This is a genomic window from Paraburkholderia sp. (assembly GCF_036488505.1).
In the GTDB taxonomy this organism is placed as follows: Bacteria; Pseudomonadota; Gammaproteobacteria; order Burkholderiales; family Burkholderiaceae; genus Paraburkholderia.
The window spans coordinates 1-16072 of record NZ_DASXHN010000100.1 but is presented as its reverse complement, the minus strand read 5'-3'; the positions used below and the strand labels follow the sequence as shown (position 1 = coordinate 16072).

The window sequence follows — 16072 nt, the reverse complement described above, 5'->3', positions numbered from 1 at the left end:
CATCGTGGCGGCGCGGGTCAAGGAAATGAACATCGCGCACGTGTATCAGGGCGTGCAGGACAAGCCGGCGGCATTCGCCGATCTGCTCGAGCAAACCGGCCTGAGCGCAGACGAATGCGGCTACATGGGCGACGACTGGGTTGATCTGGCCGTGATGCTGCGGGTCGGCTTCGCGGCCGCGCCGGCCAATTCGCATCCCGAGGTGATCGCGCGCGCGCACTGGGTCAGCGAAGCGCGCGGCGGTTATGGGGCGGCCCGCGAAGTGTGCGACACGCTGCTGCGCGCGCAGCACAAATATGAAGCACTGCTCGCAGCGGCCTGCAGTGGCGAGCAACGAGGTCTGGTCGGATGAACCAGTTTCGTCTGACTTCGTTGATTCCGCTAATCGCGATGGCGGCGCTCGCCGGCATCACCTGGTGGCTCCTGCAAGCCACGCTGCCGCGCCGGAATGAAGACGTGGCGCGCCCGAAGGAGCACACGCCGGATTACTTCGCGGACAACTTCTCGGTTTCGGAACTCGACCAGTCGGGCGCGACGCAATACCGGCTGACCGCGCAATCGCTGATCCATTACGAGGACGACGAAATGAGCGACCTCGTGAAGCCGGCGATGCGCGCGTTCCAGCCCGGCAAGCCGATCGTCACCGCGACCGGCGACACCGGCACGGTCAACGCGGACGCGTCGCTCGTCAATCTGTACGGCAATGCCCGTATCCTGCGCGCGCCGGGCAACGGCGATCCGCAGATGCAGGCCGATTCCGAGCATTTCAGGGTCCTCGTCAACGACGATGTGATCGAGACTGAAAAGCCAGTTAAACTTCAGCGCGGCACGTCGGTGATGACTGCCAGCGGCATGAAATACAACAACGTCACCCGGGTTATGCAGTTGTTCGGCAATGTAAGAGGCGCCATCGCCGCGACCGACGCCGGCGGCGGCTCGCCCCGCTAACCCGGGCCATTCATTCCAGGCGTGACTGCATGAACGAATCGCTCCCCCGTTTTGATACTGGCCGCTTGCGCGCACTTTCCGCGTGGCGCGCCGGACTTGCTGCGCTCGTCGTCGCGCTTCCGCTCGCCGGTTTCGCGCCGTTCGCGCATGCGGACCGCGCCGACAAGGACAAGCCGCTGAACATCGAAGCGGACAACATGACTTACGACGACCTGCGGCAGGTCAGTATCTTTACCGGCCATGTGGTCGCTACCAAAGGGACGATCCTGATCAAGGCCGATCGGGTCGAAGTGTCGCAGGATCCGCAGGGCTACCAGTACGCGACCGGCATCTCGAGCGGCAGCAACCTGTCGTATTTCCGCCAGAAGCGCGAAGGGCTCGACGAGTACATCGAAGGCACGGCAGTGCGCATCGACTATGACGGCAAGCAGGACCTGACCACGCTCACGACGAATGCGACGGTGCGCCGCCTGCAAAGCATGACGACGCTGCTCGACCAGGTGCACGGCAGCGTCATCACGTACGACGGCCAAAACGACTTCTATACCGCGAAGGCCGGCAAGGACGTCGCCAGCCCGGGCAACCCGACTGGCCGGGTGCGGGCGATGCTCGCGCCGCGCAACGGCTCGGCCGCGCCGCTGACTGGCGCGTCGGCGGCGCTCGCGCCGTCCACCACGATCCAGGGAGCGCCGAACCAGTGAGCATCGCCAGCAACATCACGCCCCTCCCGCATCGCAAGCCGGCCGGTACCAGCAGCTCGCTGGCCGTGCGCAATCTGAAGAAGCGTTATGGCTCGCGCACGGTCGTCAAGGACGTGTCGCTCGACGTGAAAAGCGGCGAAGTGGTCGGGCTGCTCGGTCCGAACGGCGCCGGCAAGACCACCTCGTTCTATATGATCGTCGGTCTCGTGCCGCTCGATGCGGGTGAAATCGATCTGGACGGCAAATCGATCAGCCTGCTACCCATCCACAAGCGCGCGTCGCTCGGCCTGTCGTATCTGCCGCAGGAAGCCTCGGTGTTCCGCAAATTGAGCGTCGAGGAAAACATTCGCGCGGTGCTTCAATTGCAGCACGAAGAAGACGGCAAGCGGCTCAGCAAGGACGCGATCACTTCGCGCACCGAAGCGCTGCTGGACGAACTTCAGATCGCGCATCTGCGCGAGAATCCGGCGCTGTCGCTATCGGGCGGCGAGCGTCGCCGGGTCGAAATCGCCCGCGCATTGGCCACCAACCCGAGTTTCATTCTGCTCGACGAACCGTTCGCGGGGGTTGATCCGATCGCCGTGCTGGAAATTCAGAAGATCGTCAAGTTTCTGAAGCAGCGCAATATCGGCGTCCTGATTACCGACCACAACGTGCGCGAAACGCTCGGCATCTGCGATCACGCATACATCATCAGCGACGGCAGCGTGCTCGCCGCCGGCGCGCCCAGCGAAATCATCGAGAACGAAAGCGTGCGCCGCGTCTATCTCGGCGAACACTTCCGCATGTAAGTACGCGCGAGAGAGTCAGCCGGGCAAGCATGGATGGGCGGATTTCATCGCTGGTCTTTTGCGGCACCGGCACAGCTCGCCGCATCCCTCGCGGCATCGACACCCCCTGCATTCTCGACCGCCATCCGGCTGCCGCTTCGCGGCGCCGGAAAGGGACGTATCCGCAAATTGCGACTGCCGCAAGGTATCGCGCTCGTGGCAAACTCTCTACAATGAATCTCAACTTGCCATGAAAGCCAGCCTCCAACTCCGCCTATCGCAGCATCTCGCGCTGACGCCACAACTGCAGCAGTCCATCCGCCTGCTCCAGTTGTCTACGCTCGAACTGCAGCAGGAAGTCGCAATGGCGATCTCGCAAAATCCGCTCCTCGAAAACGAGGACGACTGGATCGCGAGTCCGTTGCGGGTGGCGGCTGACGGGTCGTTGATCACGCAGACGCCTGGCTCTTCGGCGCCGGCCGATTCGATGACCGGCAACGGTTCCGGCTCGTCCGACTCGAACGGCGAGCGCGCCGACAATGGCGAGCCGCAAAGTGTCGACGAATACAACGGCCTCGCCGGCGACGGCAGCAGCGACTCGTCGCAATGGAACCTCGACGACTATGGCCGCTCCGGCACCGCGTCGGACGACGACGACCTCCCTCCGCTGCAAATCCACGAATCGAGCACGTCGCTACGCGATCACCTGATGGCGCAACTGCGCGTCACCCAGGCCGGCCCGCGCGACCGCGCGCTCATCACATTTCTGATCGAATCGCTCGACGACGACGGCTACCTCGCCGCCAGTTTCGAGGAGGTGCTCGCCGACCTGCCCGAAGAGCTCGAAGTCGATATCGACGAACTCAACGCCGCGCTTGCACTGCTGCATAGCTTCGACCCGGCCGGGGTCGGCGCGCGCTCCGCGTCCGAATGTCTGAAGCTGCAGCTGCTGCGGCTCGACCCATCGCCCACGCGCACGCTCGCGCTAGACATTGTCGGCCATCACCTGGAACTGCTCGCCGCGCGCGACTTCACGCGCCTGCGCAAGCATCTGAAGGCGAGCGACGACGACCTGCGCGACGCGCATCTGCTGATCCGCTCGCTCGAACCATTTCCGGGAGCAGCCTACGGCAAGGCCGAGGCGGACTATGTGGTGCCCGACATCATGGTGCGCAGAACGGCACAGGGCTGGCAAGCCGAGCTGAATCCCGAAGTGGTGCCGAAGCTGCGCATTAACCATCTGTACGCGAATATTCTGCGCAATAACCGGGGCGATCCCGGCAGCGGTTCGTTGCGCCAGCAACTGCAGGAAGCGCGTTGGCTGATCAAGAATATCCAGCAGCGTTTCGAGACAATCCTGCGGGTTGCGCAGGCGATCGTCGAGCGTCAGAAGAGCTTTTTTGTGCACGGCGAAATCGCGATGCGCCCCTTGGTTTTGCGGGAAATTGCTGATACGCTGGGCCTACACGAGTCGACTGTCTCGCGTGTGACAACCGGTAAATACATGCTGACCCCATTCGGGACGCTGGAATTCAAGTATTTCTTCGGCTCGCACGTTTCAACCGACACCGGCGGCGCGGCCTCATCCACGGCCATTCGCGCGCTGATCAAACAACTGATAGGAGCGGAAAACCCGAAATCGCCACTTTCAGACAGTCGCATAGCCGAACTGCTGGCGGAACAGGGCTTCGTGGTCGCACGTCGTACCGTTGCGAAATACCGCGAAGCGCTCAGGATCCCGGCAGTCAACCTGCGCAAGTCTCTGTAGCCCGCCGCCTTTTGCAGCGGGCATTTACCGGCCGCTCCGCGCGTGGCGGACAGGCCGGCCGCTGCGACCTGCCAGATGTCAGTCACCGGGGGGCGACATAGGCAAGCCGTCAGATCGACCGGACCTTTTGTCATCGTGCGGAACAAGCGGCCATTAGCTTGGAGAAGCACTATGAATCTCAAGATCAGTGGACACCACCTCGAAGTAACGCCTGCGTTGCGCGAATACGTGATCACCAAACTGGATAGGGTGCTAAGACATTTCGATCAGGTCATCGACGGCAGTGTGGTCCTCTCGGTCGACAACCATAAGGAAAAGGACAAGCGTCAGAAGGTTGAGATCAACCTCCATCTAAAGGGTAAAGATATCTTCGTCGAGAGTTGTGACAGTGATTTGTACGCTGCCATCGATCTGATGATCGACAAGCTCGACAGACAGGTGATACGGCACAAGGATCGTCTGCAAGGTCATCAGCATGAAGCGATCAAGTATCAGCCGGCACCGCAACAGGACGTGCCTCCGCAATAGGAGAGATCAGAGGGGATTTCTCATTTTCCTCGATCACGCTGAACCGCCCGCAACCGGGCGGTTTTTCGTTTGAGCCGGGACGTTACGCGTATCGCACTCACAGCTCGTCGAGCCGCTTCGCGCAACTTCCCGCCGCGTGGCGCAATGCGGCAAGCACCTATTCGTAACCGGTGAAAAAGCTGATATGCATGAATGGCGCGCCGCACCATCGGCTCTCACCCTGATCTATAATGTTCCGGTTACCATCGGGGTCAAGCCTGCTCTCACCGAACACGGCCGGCCGGAGTCTCGCTTTTCTTGCGACGCTCACCACAGCACGTTTCGCGAGCATCGAACGAATGGAACGCCACTCAACCGCCCCGGTGGGGAGATATCAGGCCACGTTTTCGCCTGTCAACATGAATCGTTTAGCCAAATTTCTTCCCCTCGAGAACGTCGTCATCGGACTATCGGTCACCAGCAAGAAACGCGTGTTCGAGCAAGCGGGCCTGATCTTCGAGAACCAGAACGGCATCGCCCGCAGTACCGTCACTGACAATCTTTTTGCACGAGAACGCCTCGGTTCCACGGGGCTTGGCGAAGGCGTCGCGATTCCGCATGGGCGGATCAAAGGCCTGAAGCAGCCGCTCGCCGCATTCGTCCGCCTTGCCGAACCTATTCCGTTCGAAGCACCGGACGGTCAGCCGGTTTCGCTGCTGATTTTTCTGCTCGTGCCCGAACAGGCCACCCAGCAGCACCTCGAAATCCTTTCCGAGATCGCTCAGTTGCTGTCCGATCGCGACGCCCGCGAGCGTCTGCACACGGAAGAAGACCGCGAATCGTTGCATCGCCTGCTCACTCAGTGGCAACCTTGATACATCCGCGGCGGTAAATTCGCACGCACGCGCATACGCGCAGACGAGGCCCGGCAAGCGGCTCACAGTGGAGTCACTGACTCATGGATACGTCCAGTATCAACGCCCAAAGCATTTTCGACGACAACGCCGCCATGCTGAAGCTCAGCTGGCTGACCGGGCATGAAGGCTGGGAACGCGGGTTTTCTTCGGAGTCGGTCGCCAATGCGACGTCGAGCGCCGACCTGGTTGGCCATTTGAACTTGATCCACCCTAACCGGATCCAGGTGCTCGGCGACGCCGAAATCGACTATTACAAACGCCAGACCGACGAAGACCGCTCGCGCCACATGGCCGAGCTGATCGCGCTGGAGCCGCCGTTTCTGGTCGTCGCGGGCGGCGTCGCGGCGCCGCCGGAACTGGTGCTGCGTTGCACCCGCTCATCCACGCCGCTGTTCACGACGCCGACTTCGGCCGCCGCGGTGATCGACAGCCTGCGTCTATACATGTCACGCATTCTCGCGCCGCGCGCGACGCTGCACGGCGTGTTTCTCGACATCCTCGGCATGGGCGTGCTGCTCACGGGCGACTCCGGCCTCGGCAAGAGCGAACTCGGACTCGAGCTGATCAGCCGTGGCCACGGACTCGTTGCCGACGACGCGGTCGATTTCGTACGCCTCGGCCCGGACTTCGTCGAAGGGCGCTGCCCGCCGCTGCTGCAGAATCTGCTGGAAGTGCGCGGCCTCGGTCTGCTCGACATCAAGACGATCTTCGGTGAAACGGCCGTACGCCGCAAAATGAAATTGAAGCTGATCGTGCAACTGGTGCGCCGCCCGGACGGCGAATTCCAGCGGCTGCCGCTGGAAAGCCAGACCGTCGACGTGCTCGGCCTGCCGATCAGCAAGGTCACGATCCAGGTGGCCGCGGGCCGCAACCTCGCGGTGCTGGTCGAAGCGGCCGTACGCAACACGATCCTGCAACTGCGCGGCATCGATACACTGCGCGATTTCATGGATCGGCAACGGCTCGCGATGCAAGATCCCGACAGCCAGTTTCCCGGCAAATTGATCTAACCGCCGGCGCCAGACGCGGCCGCGGCACAGGGCGGCCCGCGGGTACATGCACGGAGGCCAGATGCTATGATGAAACGTACCGTTTCGACGACTCCATGCGCATAATTCTGATCACCGGTAAATCTGGCTCCGGCAAGTCGGTTGCCCTGAACGCGCTTGAAGACGCGGGCTATTACTGCGTCGACAATCTGCCGCCGCGCTTTCTGCCCCAGCTCGCCACCTATCTCGCCGAAGACGGCCAGGATCGTCTCGCGGTCGCGATCGACGCACGTTCCGGTTCGTCGCTCGACGAGATGCCCGCGATGATCCGCGACCTCAAGCGCTCGCATGACGTGCGCGTACTGTTCCTGAGCGCAAGTACGCAGTCGCTGATTCAACGCTTCTCCGAAACGCGCCGCCGTCATCCGCTGTCCGGCTCCCCCGCGCACGACGCGGACGTTGGCCTGCTCACATCGCTCGCCGAAGCGATCGAACGGGAGCGCGAACTCGTCGCGGGGATGGCCGAATTCGGTCATCAGATCGACACCAGCAATCTGCGCGCGAACGTGCTGCGCGCATGGGTCAAGCGCTTCATCGAGCAGGAGGCCTCCGGGCTCGTGCTGATGTTCGAGTCGTTCGGTTTCAAACGCGGCGTGCCGCTCGACGCGGATTTCGTCTTCGACGTACGCACGCTGCCGAACCCGTACTACGATCATGAATTGAGGCCGCTCACCGGCCTCGACAAACCGGTGATGGATTTTCTCGATGCGCAGCCGGTCGTCCACGAAATGATCGACGACATCGAGAAGTATCTCGCCAAGTGGCTGCCGCATTTTCGCGACGACAATCGCAGCTACCTGACCGTCGCCATTGGTTGCACGGGCGGCCAGCACCGCTCGGTGTTCATCGCAGAGACGCTTGCCGCGCGTCTCGCAACATCGGCGAATGTGATCGTGCGGCACCGCGATGCGCCGATCGACGTCGGCGAATCATCGAAGCTGGTGGCTTAACCGGCCGCATCGCGCGGCCTTAACCCGAAGCGTTGCGCCATGTCCTCTACCGCTACTGTGTACGCCGATTTGCCGCTATTTCCGCTGCATACGGTACTGTTTCCCGATGGCTTGCTGCCGCTGAAGATATTCGAAGCGCGCTACCTCGACATGGCGCGCGAGTGCCTGCGAGAAAAAACCCCGTTCGGTGTCTGCATGCTGAAAAGCGGCGCGGAAGTGGCTCGCGAGGAAGAGCCTTCGGTGCCCGAAGCGATCGGCTGCCTGGCCGAAATCGACGAGTGCGATGTCGAAGCGTTCGGCATGCTGCTGATTCGCGCGCGCGGCACCAGGCGCTTTCGTCTGTTGTCGCATCGCGTCGAAGCGAGCGGTCTGCTGGTCGGCATGGCCGAGCCGCTCGCCGACGACCTGCCGCTCGAAGGCAACGATCTGCTCGCCAAATTCGGCGCCTGCGCGGAAGTGCTCGAACGAATCATCGCGACGATTCGCGAACGCGATCCGGAGGGTTTGCCGTTCGCGGAGCCGTTCAGGCTCGGCGACCCGTCGTGGGTATCGAACCGGCTCGCCGAAGTACTGCCGATCGCGTTGCGCGCCCGCCAGAAACTGATGGAACTGACGGATGCCGGCGCGCGCATCGACATCGTGCATCACTATATGCAGCAGCATCAGCTGCTATGACGGCGCTCGCGCACGCATCGCCCTAGTCACACCCGCCGCGCTAGATCAACGAACCCCGCAGACTGTCGAGCAGCTTGCGCACAGGCGCCGGCACACCGAACGAATCGAGATCGCGAGGCGCGACCCATGCCGTGTCCGCATCGTTGAGCGCCGCCAATGCGCCGGCGCCACGATCGAGTTCCGCGATGCGCGGCTCGATATCGAGCTTGAAATGGGTGAATACGTGCGAAAACGGCGCGAGTGCCGACACCGCGCCATCGCTGCCGAAGGCGCGCGCGCGCTCGACGAGCGACGTTTCGTCGGCGGCTTCGGGCAGGCTCCACAGCCCACCCCAGATACCCGACGGCGGGCGCCGCTCAAGCATCACCGCATCGCCGTCGCGCAACACCAGCATCCACGTGCGGCGCGTCGGCACCGCTTTCTTCGGCCGCGCGGTGGGCAGTTCGCGCTGACGCCCGGTCATGTTGGCGACGCAATCGACGGCGAACGGACAACGCGCGCAGTCCGGCTTGCCGCGCACGCATAGCGTCGCGCCGAGATCCATCAGCCCCTGCGTGTACGCGCTTACGTCGTCGTTCGATGCATTCGACGGCAACAGCGATTCCGCGAGCGTCCACATCGCGTTTTCGACTTTCTTTTCTCCCGTAAATCCTTCAACACCGAATACGCGCGCGAGCACGCGCTTCACGTTGCCGTCGAGAATCGTCGCGCGCGCGCCGAATGCAAACGATGCAATCGCCGCGGCGGTCGAGCGGCCGATGCCCGGCAGCTCCGCGAGCTCGTCGACCGAAGCCGGAAACGCGCCGCCATGCTGCTCGACGACGACCTGCGCGCAGCGATGCAGATTGCGCGCGCGCGTGTAGTAACCGAGACCGGCCCACAGCGCCATCACGTCATCGGATGGCGCGGCGGCGAGCGCGGCGACGTCCGGGAAGCGCGCCAGGAACTTCGCGTAGTACGGAATCACCGTCGACACCTGGGTCTGCTGCAGCATGATTTCCGACAGCCAGATCCGGTATGGATCGCGCGTGTTCTGCCAGGGCAGATCGTGGCGGCCGTGCTGGCGTTGCCACGCGATGAGGCGTGCGGAAAAGTCCGGCAGTGGGGCGAACGCGGGTATGCCGCCGGCCGGGGTGCTGCGTGAGTTCGGGCGCGAACTGGTAGACGGAGTCAGACGGGAGGGCATCGAAAATCTAGCGCTGGCAGGTGGGACAGAAGTACGTGGAGCGTTGCCCCTGCACGATCTGTTTGATTGGCGTTCCGCACACGCGGCATGGCAGGCCCGCGCGATCATAGACGAAGTAGTCGAGCTGGAAATAGCCGCTTTCGCCGTCGCTGCCGACGAAATCGCGCAACGTGCTGCCGCCCTTGTCGATCGCGGCGGCGAGCGTCACGCGCACGGCATCGGCCAGCAGTTCATACCGCACGAGCGACACGCGGCCCGCCGCGGTGGTCGGCCGGATGCCCGCGCGAAAGAGGCTCTCCGACGCGTAAATGTTGCCCACGCCGACCACGAGATCGCCGGCCAGCAGCGCCTGCTTCACCGACACCTTGCGCCCGCGCGTCAACCGGTGCAGCAGCGCGCCCGAAAACGCCGGCGAGAAAGGTTCGACGCCGAGCCCCGCGAGCAGCGGATGAGCAAGGACGTCGCCGGCTTCCCGCGGATGCCACAAGACCGCGCCGAAACGCCGTGGATCGCGGTAGCGCAGCACGAATTCGTCGAAGATCCAGTCGATGTGGTCGTGCTTTGCCGCGGCCGGCGGATTTGGCACGTGACGCAGCACCCGCAGCGTGCCGGTCATACCCAGGTGCACAATGAACCAGCCCGCGTCGGTTTCGAATAGCAGATACTTGCCGCGCCGCGCCACTTTGCGCACCACGTGGCCACGCAAGGTTTTCGCAAGGTCGGCGGGAATCGGCCAGCGCAATGCGGCCGTACGCACGTCGACACGCTCAACTTTGCGCCCGGACACATACGGTTCGATCCCTCGTCGGGTAACCTCGACTTCTGGCAACTCTGGCATTTTTCGAATGGTCCGCTACTTGCGTCAGTGGTTGTGCGCGTATTGTAGCGAGCGCGTTACAATCGACTGAAACATTGAACGGATTTCCATGAACGTGTCCTTCGTGAAGCTGCTTTCAAGGCGCCTCGCGCGCGTGTCCCACGCGCCGCAAACGGTGTCCGCTCGCCGGATGCTTGGTGCCGCAGCGCTCGCATTGTGGGCGCTTGCGGCGATGCCCGCGCATGCGCAGGACCCCGCGCCGGATTCGGACGACACGTCGGTCACGTTGCCGGACCCATTGGGTCCGGCAACGGCTGAAGACGAGAAGTCGCTGCCGGGCGTGCCCCTGTCGAGCCAGATCGTCTTCCAGGTGTTAGCCGCCGAAATCGCGTTGCAACGCGACCAGCCTGCACCCGCCTATCAAACTTACCTTGCGCTTGCGCGTGACACGCACGACCCGCGCATGGCGCAACGTGCCACTGAAATCGCGCTGGCCGCGCAAAGCCCGACGGACGCGCTCGCCGCCGCGCAATTGTGGCAGCAATACGCGCCCAGTTCCGAGCGCGCCGCGCAGCTGGATGCATCGCTGCTCGTGCTGTCGGGCAAGCCCGACGACGCAGCGCCGATCCTGTCGCGTGAACTCGCGAAGGTGCCTGACGAAAATCGCGGCAGCGCAGTCCTCGCGCTGCAACTGCTGCTCTCGCGCGGCCCAAACCGGATCGGCGGCCTGCATGTATTGCAGGATCTGCTGAAGAACGACATGAACCGGCCGGAAGCGCAACTCGCTGTCGCGCGCCAGCAGCTTGTGGCAAACGACGCACCGGGCGCGCGCAAGTCGCTCGAGCAGGCCCTAACGCTGAAGCCCGATTACCTGCCGGCCGCGCTGATGCTGTCGCAGATGGGCCCGGAAGAGCGTCAGGAAGCTATCGCGTCGCTCGAAAAGTACGTGCAGCAGAATCCGAAATCGCATGACGCACGGCTCGCGCTCGCGCAAATGTATCTCGCGAGCGACCGTCTCGACGACGCGCAGAAGCAGTTCGAGCTGATGCGCAAGGCGAACTCGAACGACCTGACGCCGCTGATGGCGCTCGGGCTGATCAAGATCCAGCAGAAGAACTTTGCCGACGCGCAAACGTATCTGATGCAGTACGCGCAGCAGGCGGAAAAAACGCCCGGCGCGGATCCTGGCCAGGCTTACATCTACCTCGCGCAGCTGTCTCTCGAACAGAAGAACGAGATGGCGGCAAGCGACTGGCTGAACAGGATCTCGCCGACAAGCCAGCAATACATTCCCGCGCAGATTACGCGTGCGCAACTGCTCGCGAAGCAAGGCAGGACTGAAGACGCGCGCAAGCTGCTCGCCAATCTACAGGTCTCCGATCCGCGCGACGCAGCGTTGATTGTCCGCACCGACGCGGCGATCCTGTTCGACGCGAAGCACTATCAGGAAGCGGAGCAACGCCTGCAGCAAGCCACGGCAAACTTCCCGGATGACCCCGACCTGACCTACGACTACGCGATGGCCGCCGAAAAAACCGGCCATTTCGACGTCATGGAAGCGCAGCTGCGCAAACTCATCCAGACCCAGCCGGACAATCCGCAGGCTTACAACGCGCTCGGCTATTCGCTCGCCGATCGCAACCAGCGCCTGCCAGAAGCGGACCAGCTGGTCGAGAAGGCGTCGGCGCTTGCGCCGAACGACGCGTTCATCATGGACAGCGTGGGCTGGGTCAAATACCGGATGGGCGACACGGCCGATGCGATCAAGCTGCTGCGCAAGGCGTACAGCATCCAGCCCAACGCCGAAATCGGCGCACACCTCGGCGAAGTGCTGTGGAAGGCCGGTGAGCAGGACCAGGCGCGCGCCGCATTCCGCGACGCGCGCAAGCTCGAACCCAACAACGACACGCTCGTCAAAACGTTACAACGTCTTCAGGTAAACGATCTTTGATGCGTCTTTCCCGTTTCATTTCTTTCTCCCCGGCGCCGCGCGGCATGGCGCTCGGCTTCGCGGCGGCAGCGGTTGTCGCACTGTCCGGCTGTGCTTCGGTGAAACCGGCGGGCCCGTCCACATCGAAAGCCGCAACGGAAGTCACCGCGCAAACCAGCCGCTCCTATCAAGGCCGTTTCGCCGTCCAGTACAACGATCAGAATGGCCAGCAGCGCAACGCTTACGGCAACTTCTCGTGGCAGGAAACAGGCAACACGGTCACGCTTCAACTGCGCAATCCGCTTGGCCAGACGCTCGCGATCGTGACATCGTCGCCGGCGTCGGCCACGCTCGAATTGCCGAACCGTCCGCCACTCACCGCGGACAACGTCTCAACACTGATGCAGAACGCGCTCGGCTTTGCGCTGCCAGTCGAAGGGCTGCGCTACTGGCTACAGCCTTCGCCCGCGCCCACATCCCGCGCGACGACGGAGAAGGATCCCGATCAGCCGTCGCATTTGAAGCAGATCACCCAGGACGGCTGGACGATTGACTATGTCGCGTACGCAGATGCACCGGCCACCGGCGTGAAGCGCGTCAACCTGAGCCGCTCGGAGCCACCGCTCGATATCAAGCTGGTGCTGGACCAGTGACCTGCTTTTGCCGTGGCTTGCGCGCCAGCATCGGTTCGCGCCGCTCTCCCGCAATCCCGTTGCCCGCTTTGTTGCTCGTTTGGCGCTACCTTGGCGCGCCCAGCCTTCACTCATGATCGAAACAACCGATTCCCTGCGCGACTGCCTCGCGCCGGCGAAACTGAATCTCTTCCTGCACATCACCGGCCGCCGGCCGGATGGTTATCACACGCTGCAAACGGTCTTCCAGTTGCTCGACTGGGGCGACGTGCTGCACTTCACGCGACGTAAAGACGGGCTTGTCACGCGCAGCACCGAAATCACCGACGTGCCGCCCGAGCAGGACCTCACCGTGCGCGCCGCGAAGCTGCTGAAAACTCATACGGGTTCGCGCGAAGGTGTCGATATCGAAATCGACAAGCGCCTGCCGATGGGCGCCGGTCTTGGGGGCGGCAGCTCAGACGCGGCAACGACTCTGCTCGCGCTCAATCGCCTATGGAAGCTCGGCCTTCCCCGCGAGGAACTGCAGGATCTTGCGTTGAAACTCGGTGCAGACGTGCCTTTTTTTGTGTTCGGAAAAAATGCGTTTGCAGAGGGTGTCGGGGAAGCTTTGGACGTTGTACAATTGCCGCCGCGTCACTTTCTGATAGTAACGCCGAGGGTGCAGGTCCCAACTGCAGCGATTTTTTCCGAAGAATCGTTGACAAGAGATTCAAAGCCTCTCATAATTACGGACTTTCCTACAGAACTTAGCTGCAACACTGAATGGCCAGAAAGTTTCGGCCGCAATGACATGCAGCAAGTTGTCGTAGAAAAGTATGCGGAAGTAGCGCAAGTGTTGCGATGGTTCGAAAGCGTCGCACCGGCGCGGATGTCCGGGTCCGGTGCAAGTGTTTTTGCAGCGTTCCGTAGTAAAGCTGAAGCAGAAGCGGCGCAAGCCAAACTGCCGGGCGAATGGAACAGCGCAGTTGCCGCCGGTCTTGATAAGCATCCACTCTTTGCCTTCGCGTCATAAGGTTTTGCATCGTCGAACGAAACTCCACGTTCGCCGGAGCTCAGAGTAGCGTAGGGGAGTCGCCAAGCTGGTTAAGGCACCGGATTTTGATTCCGGCATGCAAAGGTTCGAATCCTTTCTCCCCTGCCAAAAATTCTCGCAGTTCGCCGCTGTAACTCACATTCTCCCTCGCCTTAGCCTGAAGTAGGTGCACGATGAGCAGCCATGACGGCCTGATGGTTTTTACTGGCAACGCAAATCCTGCGCTTGCACAGGAAGTCGTCAAAAATCTCGGTATTCCCCTCGGCAAAGCAATGGTCAGCCGTTTCTCGGACGGTGAAATCCAGGTCGAGATTCAGGAAAACGTGCGCGGCAAGGATGTCTTCGTCCTGCAATCCACGTGTGCACCGACGAACGACAATCTGATGGAACTGATGATCATGGTCGATGCGCTCAAGCGCGCATCTGCTGGCCGGATCACCGCAGCCATTCCCTACTTCGGTTATGCCCGTCAGGATCGACGCCCGCGCTCTGCGCGCGTCGCCATCTCGGCGAAGGTCGTCGCGAACATGCTGGAAATTGCCGGCGTCGAGCGGATTATCACGATGGATCTGCACGCCGACCAGATTCAAGGCTTCTTCGACATTCCGGTCGACAATATCTACGCAACGCCGGTGTTGCTCGGTGATTTGCGCAAGCAGAACTACGAGAACCTGTTGGTCGTATCGCCGGACGTCGGCGGCGTGGTGCGCGCCCGTGCACTGGCGAAGCAGCTCAATTGCGATCTCGCGATCATCGACAAGCGTCGCCCGAAGGCGAACGTCGCCGAAGTGATGAACATCATCGGTGAAGTCGAAGGTCGCACCTGCGTGATCATGGACGATATGGTCGACACGGCGGGCACGCTGTGCAAGGCCGCACAAGTTTTGAAGGAGCGCGGTGCGAAGCAGGTATTCGCCTACGCCACTCACCCGGTTCTGTCGGGCGGCGCAGGCGAACGTATCGCAGCCTCAGCGCTCGACGAACTGGTAGTCACGGACACGATCCCGCTCGGCGAAGAAGCCCGGTCTTGCGCGAAGATCCGCTCGCTGACGAGCGCCGGTCTGCTCGCCGAAACTTTCTCGCGCATCCGTCGCGGCGATTCGGTGATGTCGCTATTCGCTGAAAGTTAAGTATTTGCGAAGACGCCGCGTATCGCTTCATGCGACACGCGGCGTTGTTGCACAATCGGCATGAACGGACGAAGGTTCGTGCCGCTATCCCGGGGGCTCAGCCATTCCGGCTTCGAGGCCCCTGTTTCTACTGCCTGGTCGCGGGCAGTGCATTGGAGATTCAACATGAAAGTCATCGCTTTCGAGCGTTCACAGCAAGGTACGGGTGCGAGCCGCCGCCTGCGTAACTCGGGCAAGACCCCGGGTATCGTTTATGGCGCTGGTGCTGACACGCAACTGGTCGAACTCGATCACAACGCGCTGTGGCATGCGCTCAAGAAGGAAGTTTTCCACTCGTCGATCCTCGATCTCGAAGTGGCTGGCAAGTCGCAACAGGTTCTGCTGCGCGACGTGCAATACCATCCGTTCCGTCAGCTCGTGCTGCACGTGGACTTCCAGCGTGTCGACGCATCGAAGAAGCTGCACACCAAGGTGCCGCTGCACTTCATGAACCAGGAATCCAACCCGGCAGTGAAGCTGTCGAGCGCGGTGATCTCGCACGTCCTCAATGAACTGGAAGTTGAGTGCCTGCCGTCGGCACTGCCGGAGTTCATCGAAGTCGACCTCGCGAAGATCGAAGCAGGTCAAGCTGTCCACGCCAAGGACATCGCGCTGCCGGCAGGTGTTGCGCTCGTCGCTCACGTCGACGCGGAAAACCCGGTGGTCGCTGCTGCAACGATCCCGGCTGGCGCCATCGCTGGAGATGCCGCTGCGGCTGAAGGCGAAACGCCGGCTGCTTAAGAGCCTTTCGGTCCCAAGCAAGCAATCCTCTCGAGCCGTTCGAATGGAACGGTCGATGTGACCCGCCGAGGTTCGCCCCGGCGGGTTTTTTTTCGGCTTATTCGGTCCGGCCGCGTTGTACCGCCGGGCCAGACGGATCCACGCAATCATGATCAAGCTGATCGTCGGGCTCGGCAATCCGGGCGCCGAATACACCGCGACGCGGCACAATGCCGGCTTCTGGCTCATCGATCAACTGGCGCGCGACGCAGCCACGACGCTGCGCGACGAGCGGCG

General features: G+C 62.3%; 17 protein-coding genes, 1 tRNA gene and 1 pseudogene. 17 read left to right on the top strand and 2 right to left on the bottom strand.

The genetic code is table 11. The features are described 5' to 3' along the window. From VGH68_RS05635 to VGH68_RS05590, 10 genes are all read left to right on the top strand, one after another. On the top strand, positions 1-352 hold a 352-nt coding region (locus tag VGH68_RS05635), incomplete at its 5' end, for a KdsC family phosphatase (RefSeq protein WP_331602534.1). Continuing rightward, positions 349-948, top strand: coding sequence for an LPS export ABC transporter periplasmic protein LptC (gene lptC / locus VGH68_RS05630; RefSeq protein WP_331602533.1), 600 nt, complete (start codon positions 349-351; stop codon positions 946-948). The genes VGH68_RS05635 and lptC, both read left to right, overlap by 4 nt. Before the next feature lie 29 nt (positions 949-977). Then, the gene (lptA, locus tag VGH68_RS05625) at positions 978-1649 is read left to right on the top strand and encodes a lipopolysaccharide transport periplasmic protein LptA (RefSeq protein ID WP_331602532.1); all 672 of its coding nucleotides are present in this window, start codon (positions 978-980) and stop codon (positions 1647-1649) included. A 14-nt stretch (positions 1650-1663) separates the two neighbouring features. Further along, a complete protein-coding gene (gene lptB, locus VGH68_RS05620; protein ID WP_331602535.1) occupies positions 1664-2440 on the top strand; it encodes an LPS export ABC transporter ATP-binding protein in 777 nt (258 codons plus the stop codon). Positions 2441-2669: 229 nt separating this feature from the next. Beyond that, the gene (locus VGH68_RS05615) at positions 2670-4187 is read left to right on the top strand and encodes an RNA polymerase factor sigma-54 (RefSeq protein WP_331602531.1); all 1518 of its coding nucleotides are present in this window, start codon (positions 2670-2672) and stop codon (positions 4185-4187) included. 171 nt (positions 4188-4358) lie between these two features. Continuing rightward, the gene (gene hpf, locus VGH68_RS05610; RefSeq protein WP_233799906.1) at positions 4359-4715 is read left to right on the top strand and encodes a ribosome hibernation-promoting factor, HPF/YfiA family; all 357 of its coding nucleotides are present in this window, start codon (positions 4359-4361) and stop codon (positions 4713-4715) included. 338 nt (positions 4716-5053) lie between these two features. Next, positions 5054-5569 (top strand): PTS sugar transporter subunit IIA, encoded by a 516-nt coding sequence (locus VGH68_RS05605; protein WP_331602530.1) that lies wholly within the window; start codon positions 5054-5056, stop codon positions 5567-5569. Positions 5570-5652: 83 nt separating this feature from the next. Then, positions 5653-6621 carry an HPr(Ser) kinase/phosphatase gene (hprK, locus tag VGH68_RS05600; protein WP_008921706.1) on the top strand — a complete coding sequence of 323 codons (969 nt, stop codon included), beginning with the start codon at positions 5653-5655 and terminating at the stop codon, positions 6619-6621. 95 nt (positions 6622-6716) lie between these two features. Beyond that, a complete protein-coding gene (gene rapZ, locus VGH68_RS05595; protein WP_331602528.1) occupies positions 6717-7610 on the top strand; it encodes an RNase adapter RapZ in 894 nt (297 codons plus the stop codon). A gap of 39 nt (positions 7611-7649) precedes the next feature. Beyond that, positions 7650-8285 (top strand): LON peptidase substrate-binding domain-containing protein, encoded by a 636-nt coding sequence (locus tag VGH68_RS05590; RefSeq protein ID WP_331602526.1) that lies wholly within the window; start codon positions 7650-7652, stop codon positions 8283-8285. Between the two features lie 40 nt (positions 8286-8325). On the opposite strand, the gene mutY is transcribed toward VGH68_RS05590, so the two are convergent. Beyond that, a complete protein-coding gene (gene mutY, locus VGH68_RS05585) occupies positions 8326-9471 on the bottom strand; it encodes an A/G-specific adenine glycosylase (RefSeq protein ID WP_331602525.1) in 1146 nt (381 codons plus the stop codon). Positions 9472-9478: 7 nt separating this feature from the next. Next, positions 9479-10309: a bifunctional DNA-formamidopyrimidine glycosylase/DNA-(apurinic or apyrimidinic site) lyase gene (mutM, locus tag VGH68_RS05580; RefSeq protein ID WP_331602524.1), complete on the bottom strand. Its 831-nt coding sequence runs from the start codon at positions 10307-10309 to the stop codon at positions 9479-9481. Between the two features lie 88 nt (positions 10310-10397). Between mutM and VGH68_RS05575 the strand changes: the two genes are divergently transcribed. The 7 genes and pseudogenes from VGH68_RS05575 to VGH68_RS05545 form a co-directional block, all read left to right on the top strand. Next, positions 10398-12239, top strand: a complete 1842-nt coding sequence (locus VGH68_RS05575) for a tetratricopeptide repeat protein (RefSeq protein WP_331602523.1) — start codon at positions 10398-10400, stop codon at positions 12237-12239. Then, positions 12239-12871 (top strand): lipoprotein insertase outer membrane protein LolB, encoded by a 633-nt coding sequence (lolB, locus tag VGH68_RS05570; RefSeq protein WP_331602522.1) that lies wholly within the window; start codon positions 12239-12241, stop codon positions 12869-12871. The genes VGH68_RS05575 and lolB overlap by 1 nt, the downstream gene beginning before the upstream one ends. A 112-nt stretch (positions 12872-12983) precedes the next feature. Beyond that, positions 12984-13865: a 4-(cytidine 5'-diphospho)-2-C-methyl-D-erythritol kinase gene (ispE, locus tag VGH68_RS05565; RefSeq protein ID WP_331602521.1), complete on the top strand. Its 882-nt coding sequence runs from the start codon at positions 12984-12986 to the stop codon at positions 13863-13865. Positions 13866-13917: 52 nt separating this feature from the next. After that, positions 13918-13994, top strand: a tRNA-Gln gene (locus VGH68_RS05560). A 65-nt stretch (positions 13995-14059) separates the two neighbouring features. Beyond that, on the top strand, positions 14060-15016 hold the full coding sequence (locus VGH68_RS05555) for a ribose-phosphate pyrophosphokinase (RefSeq protein ID WP_062125957.1): 957 nt from the start codon (positions 14060-14062) through the stop codon (positions 15014-15016). A gap of 165 nt (positions 15017-15181) precedes the next feature. Next, positions 15182-15796 (top strand): 50S ribosomal protein L25/general stress protein Ctc, encoded by a 615-nt coding sequence (locus VGH68_RS05550; RefSeq protein ID WP_331602520.1) that lies wholly within the window; start codon positions 15182-15184, stop codon positions 15794-15796. A gap of 148 nt (positions 15797-15944) precedes the next feature. Further along, positions 15945-16072 (top strand): annotated as a pseudogene (locus tag VGH68_RS05545) (aminoacyl-tRNA hydrolase); the annotation flags it as partial.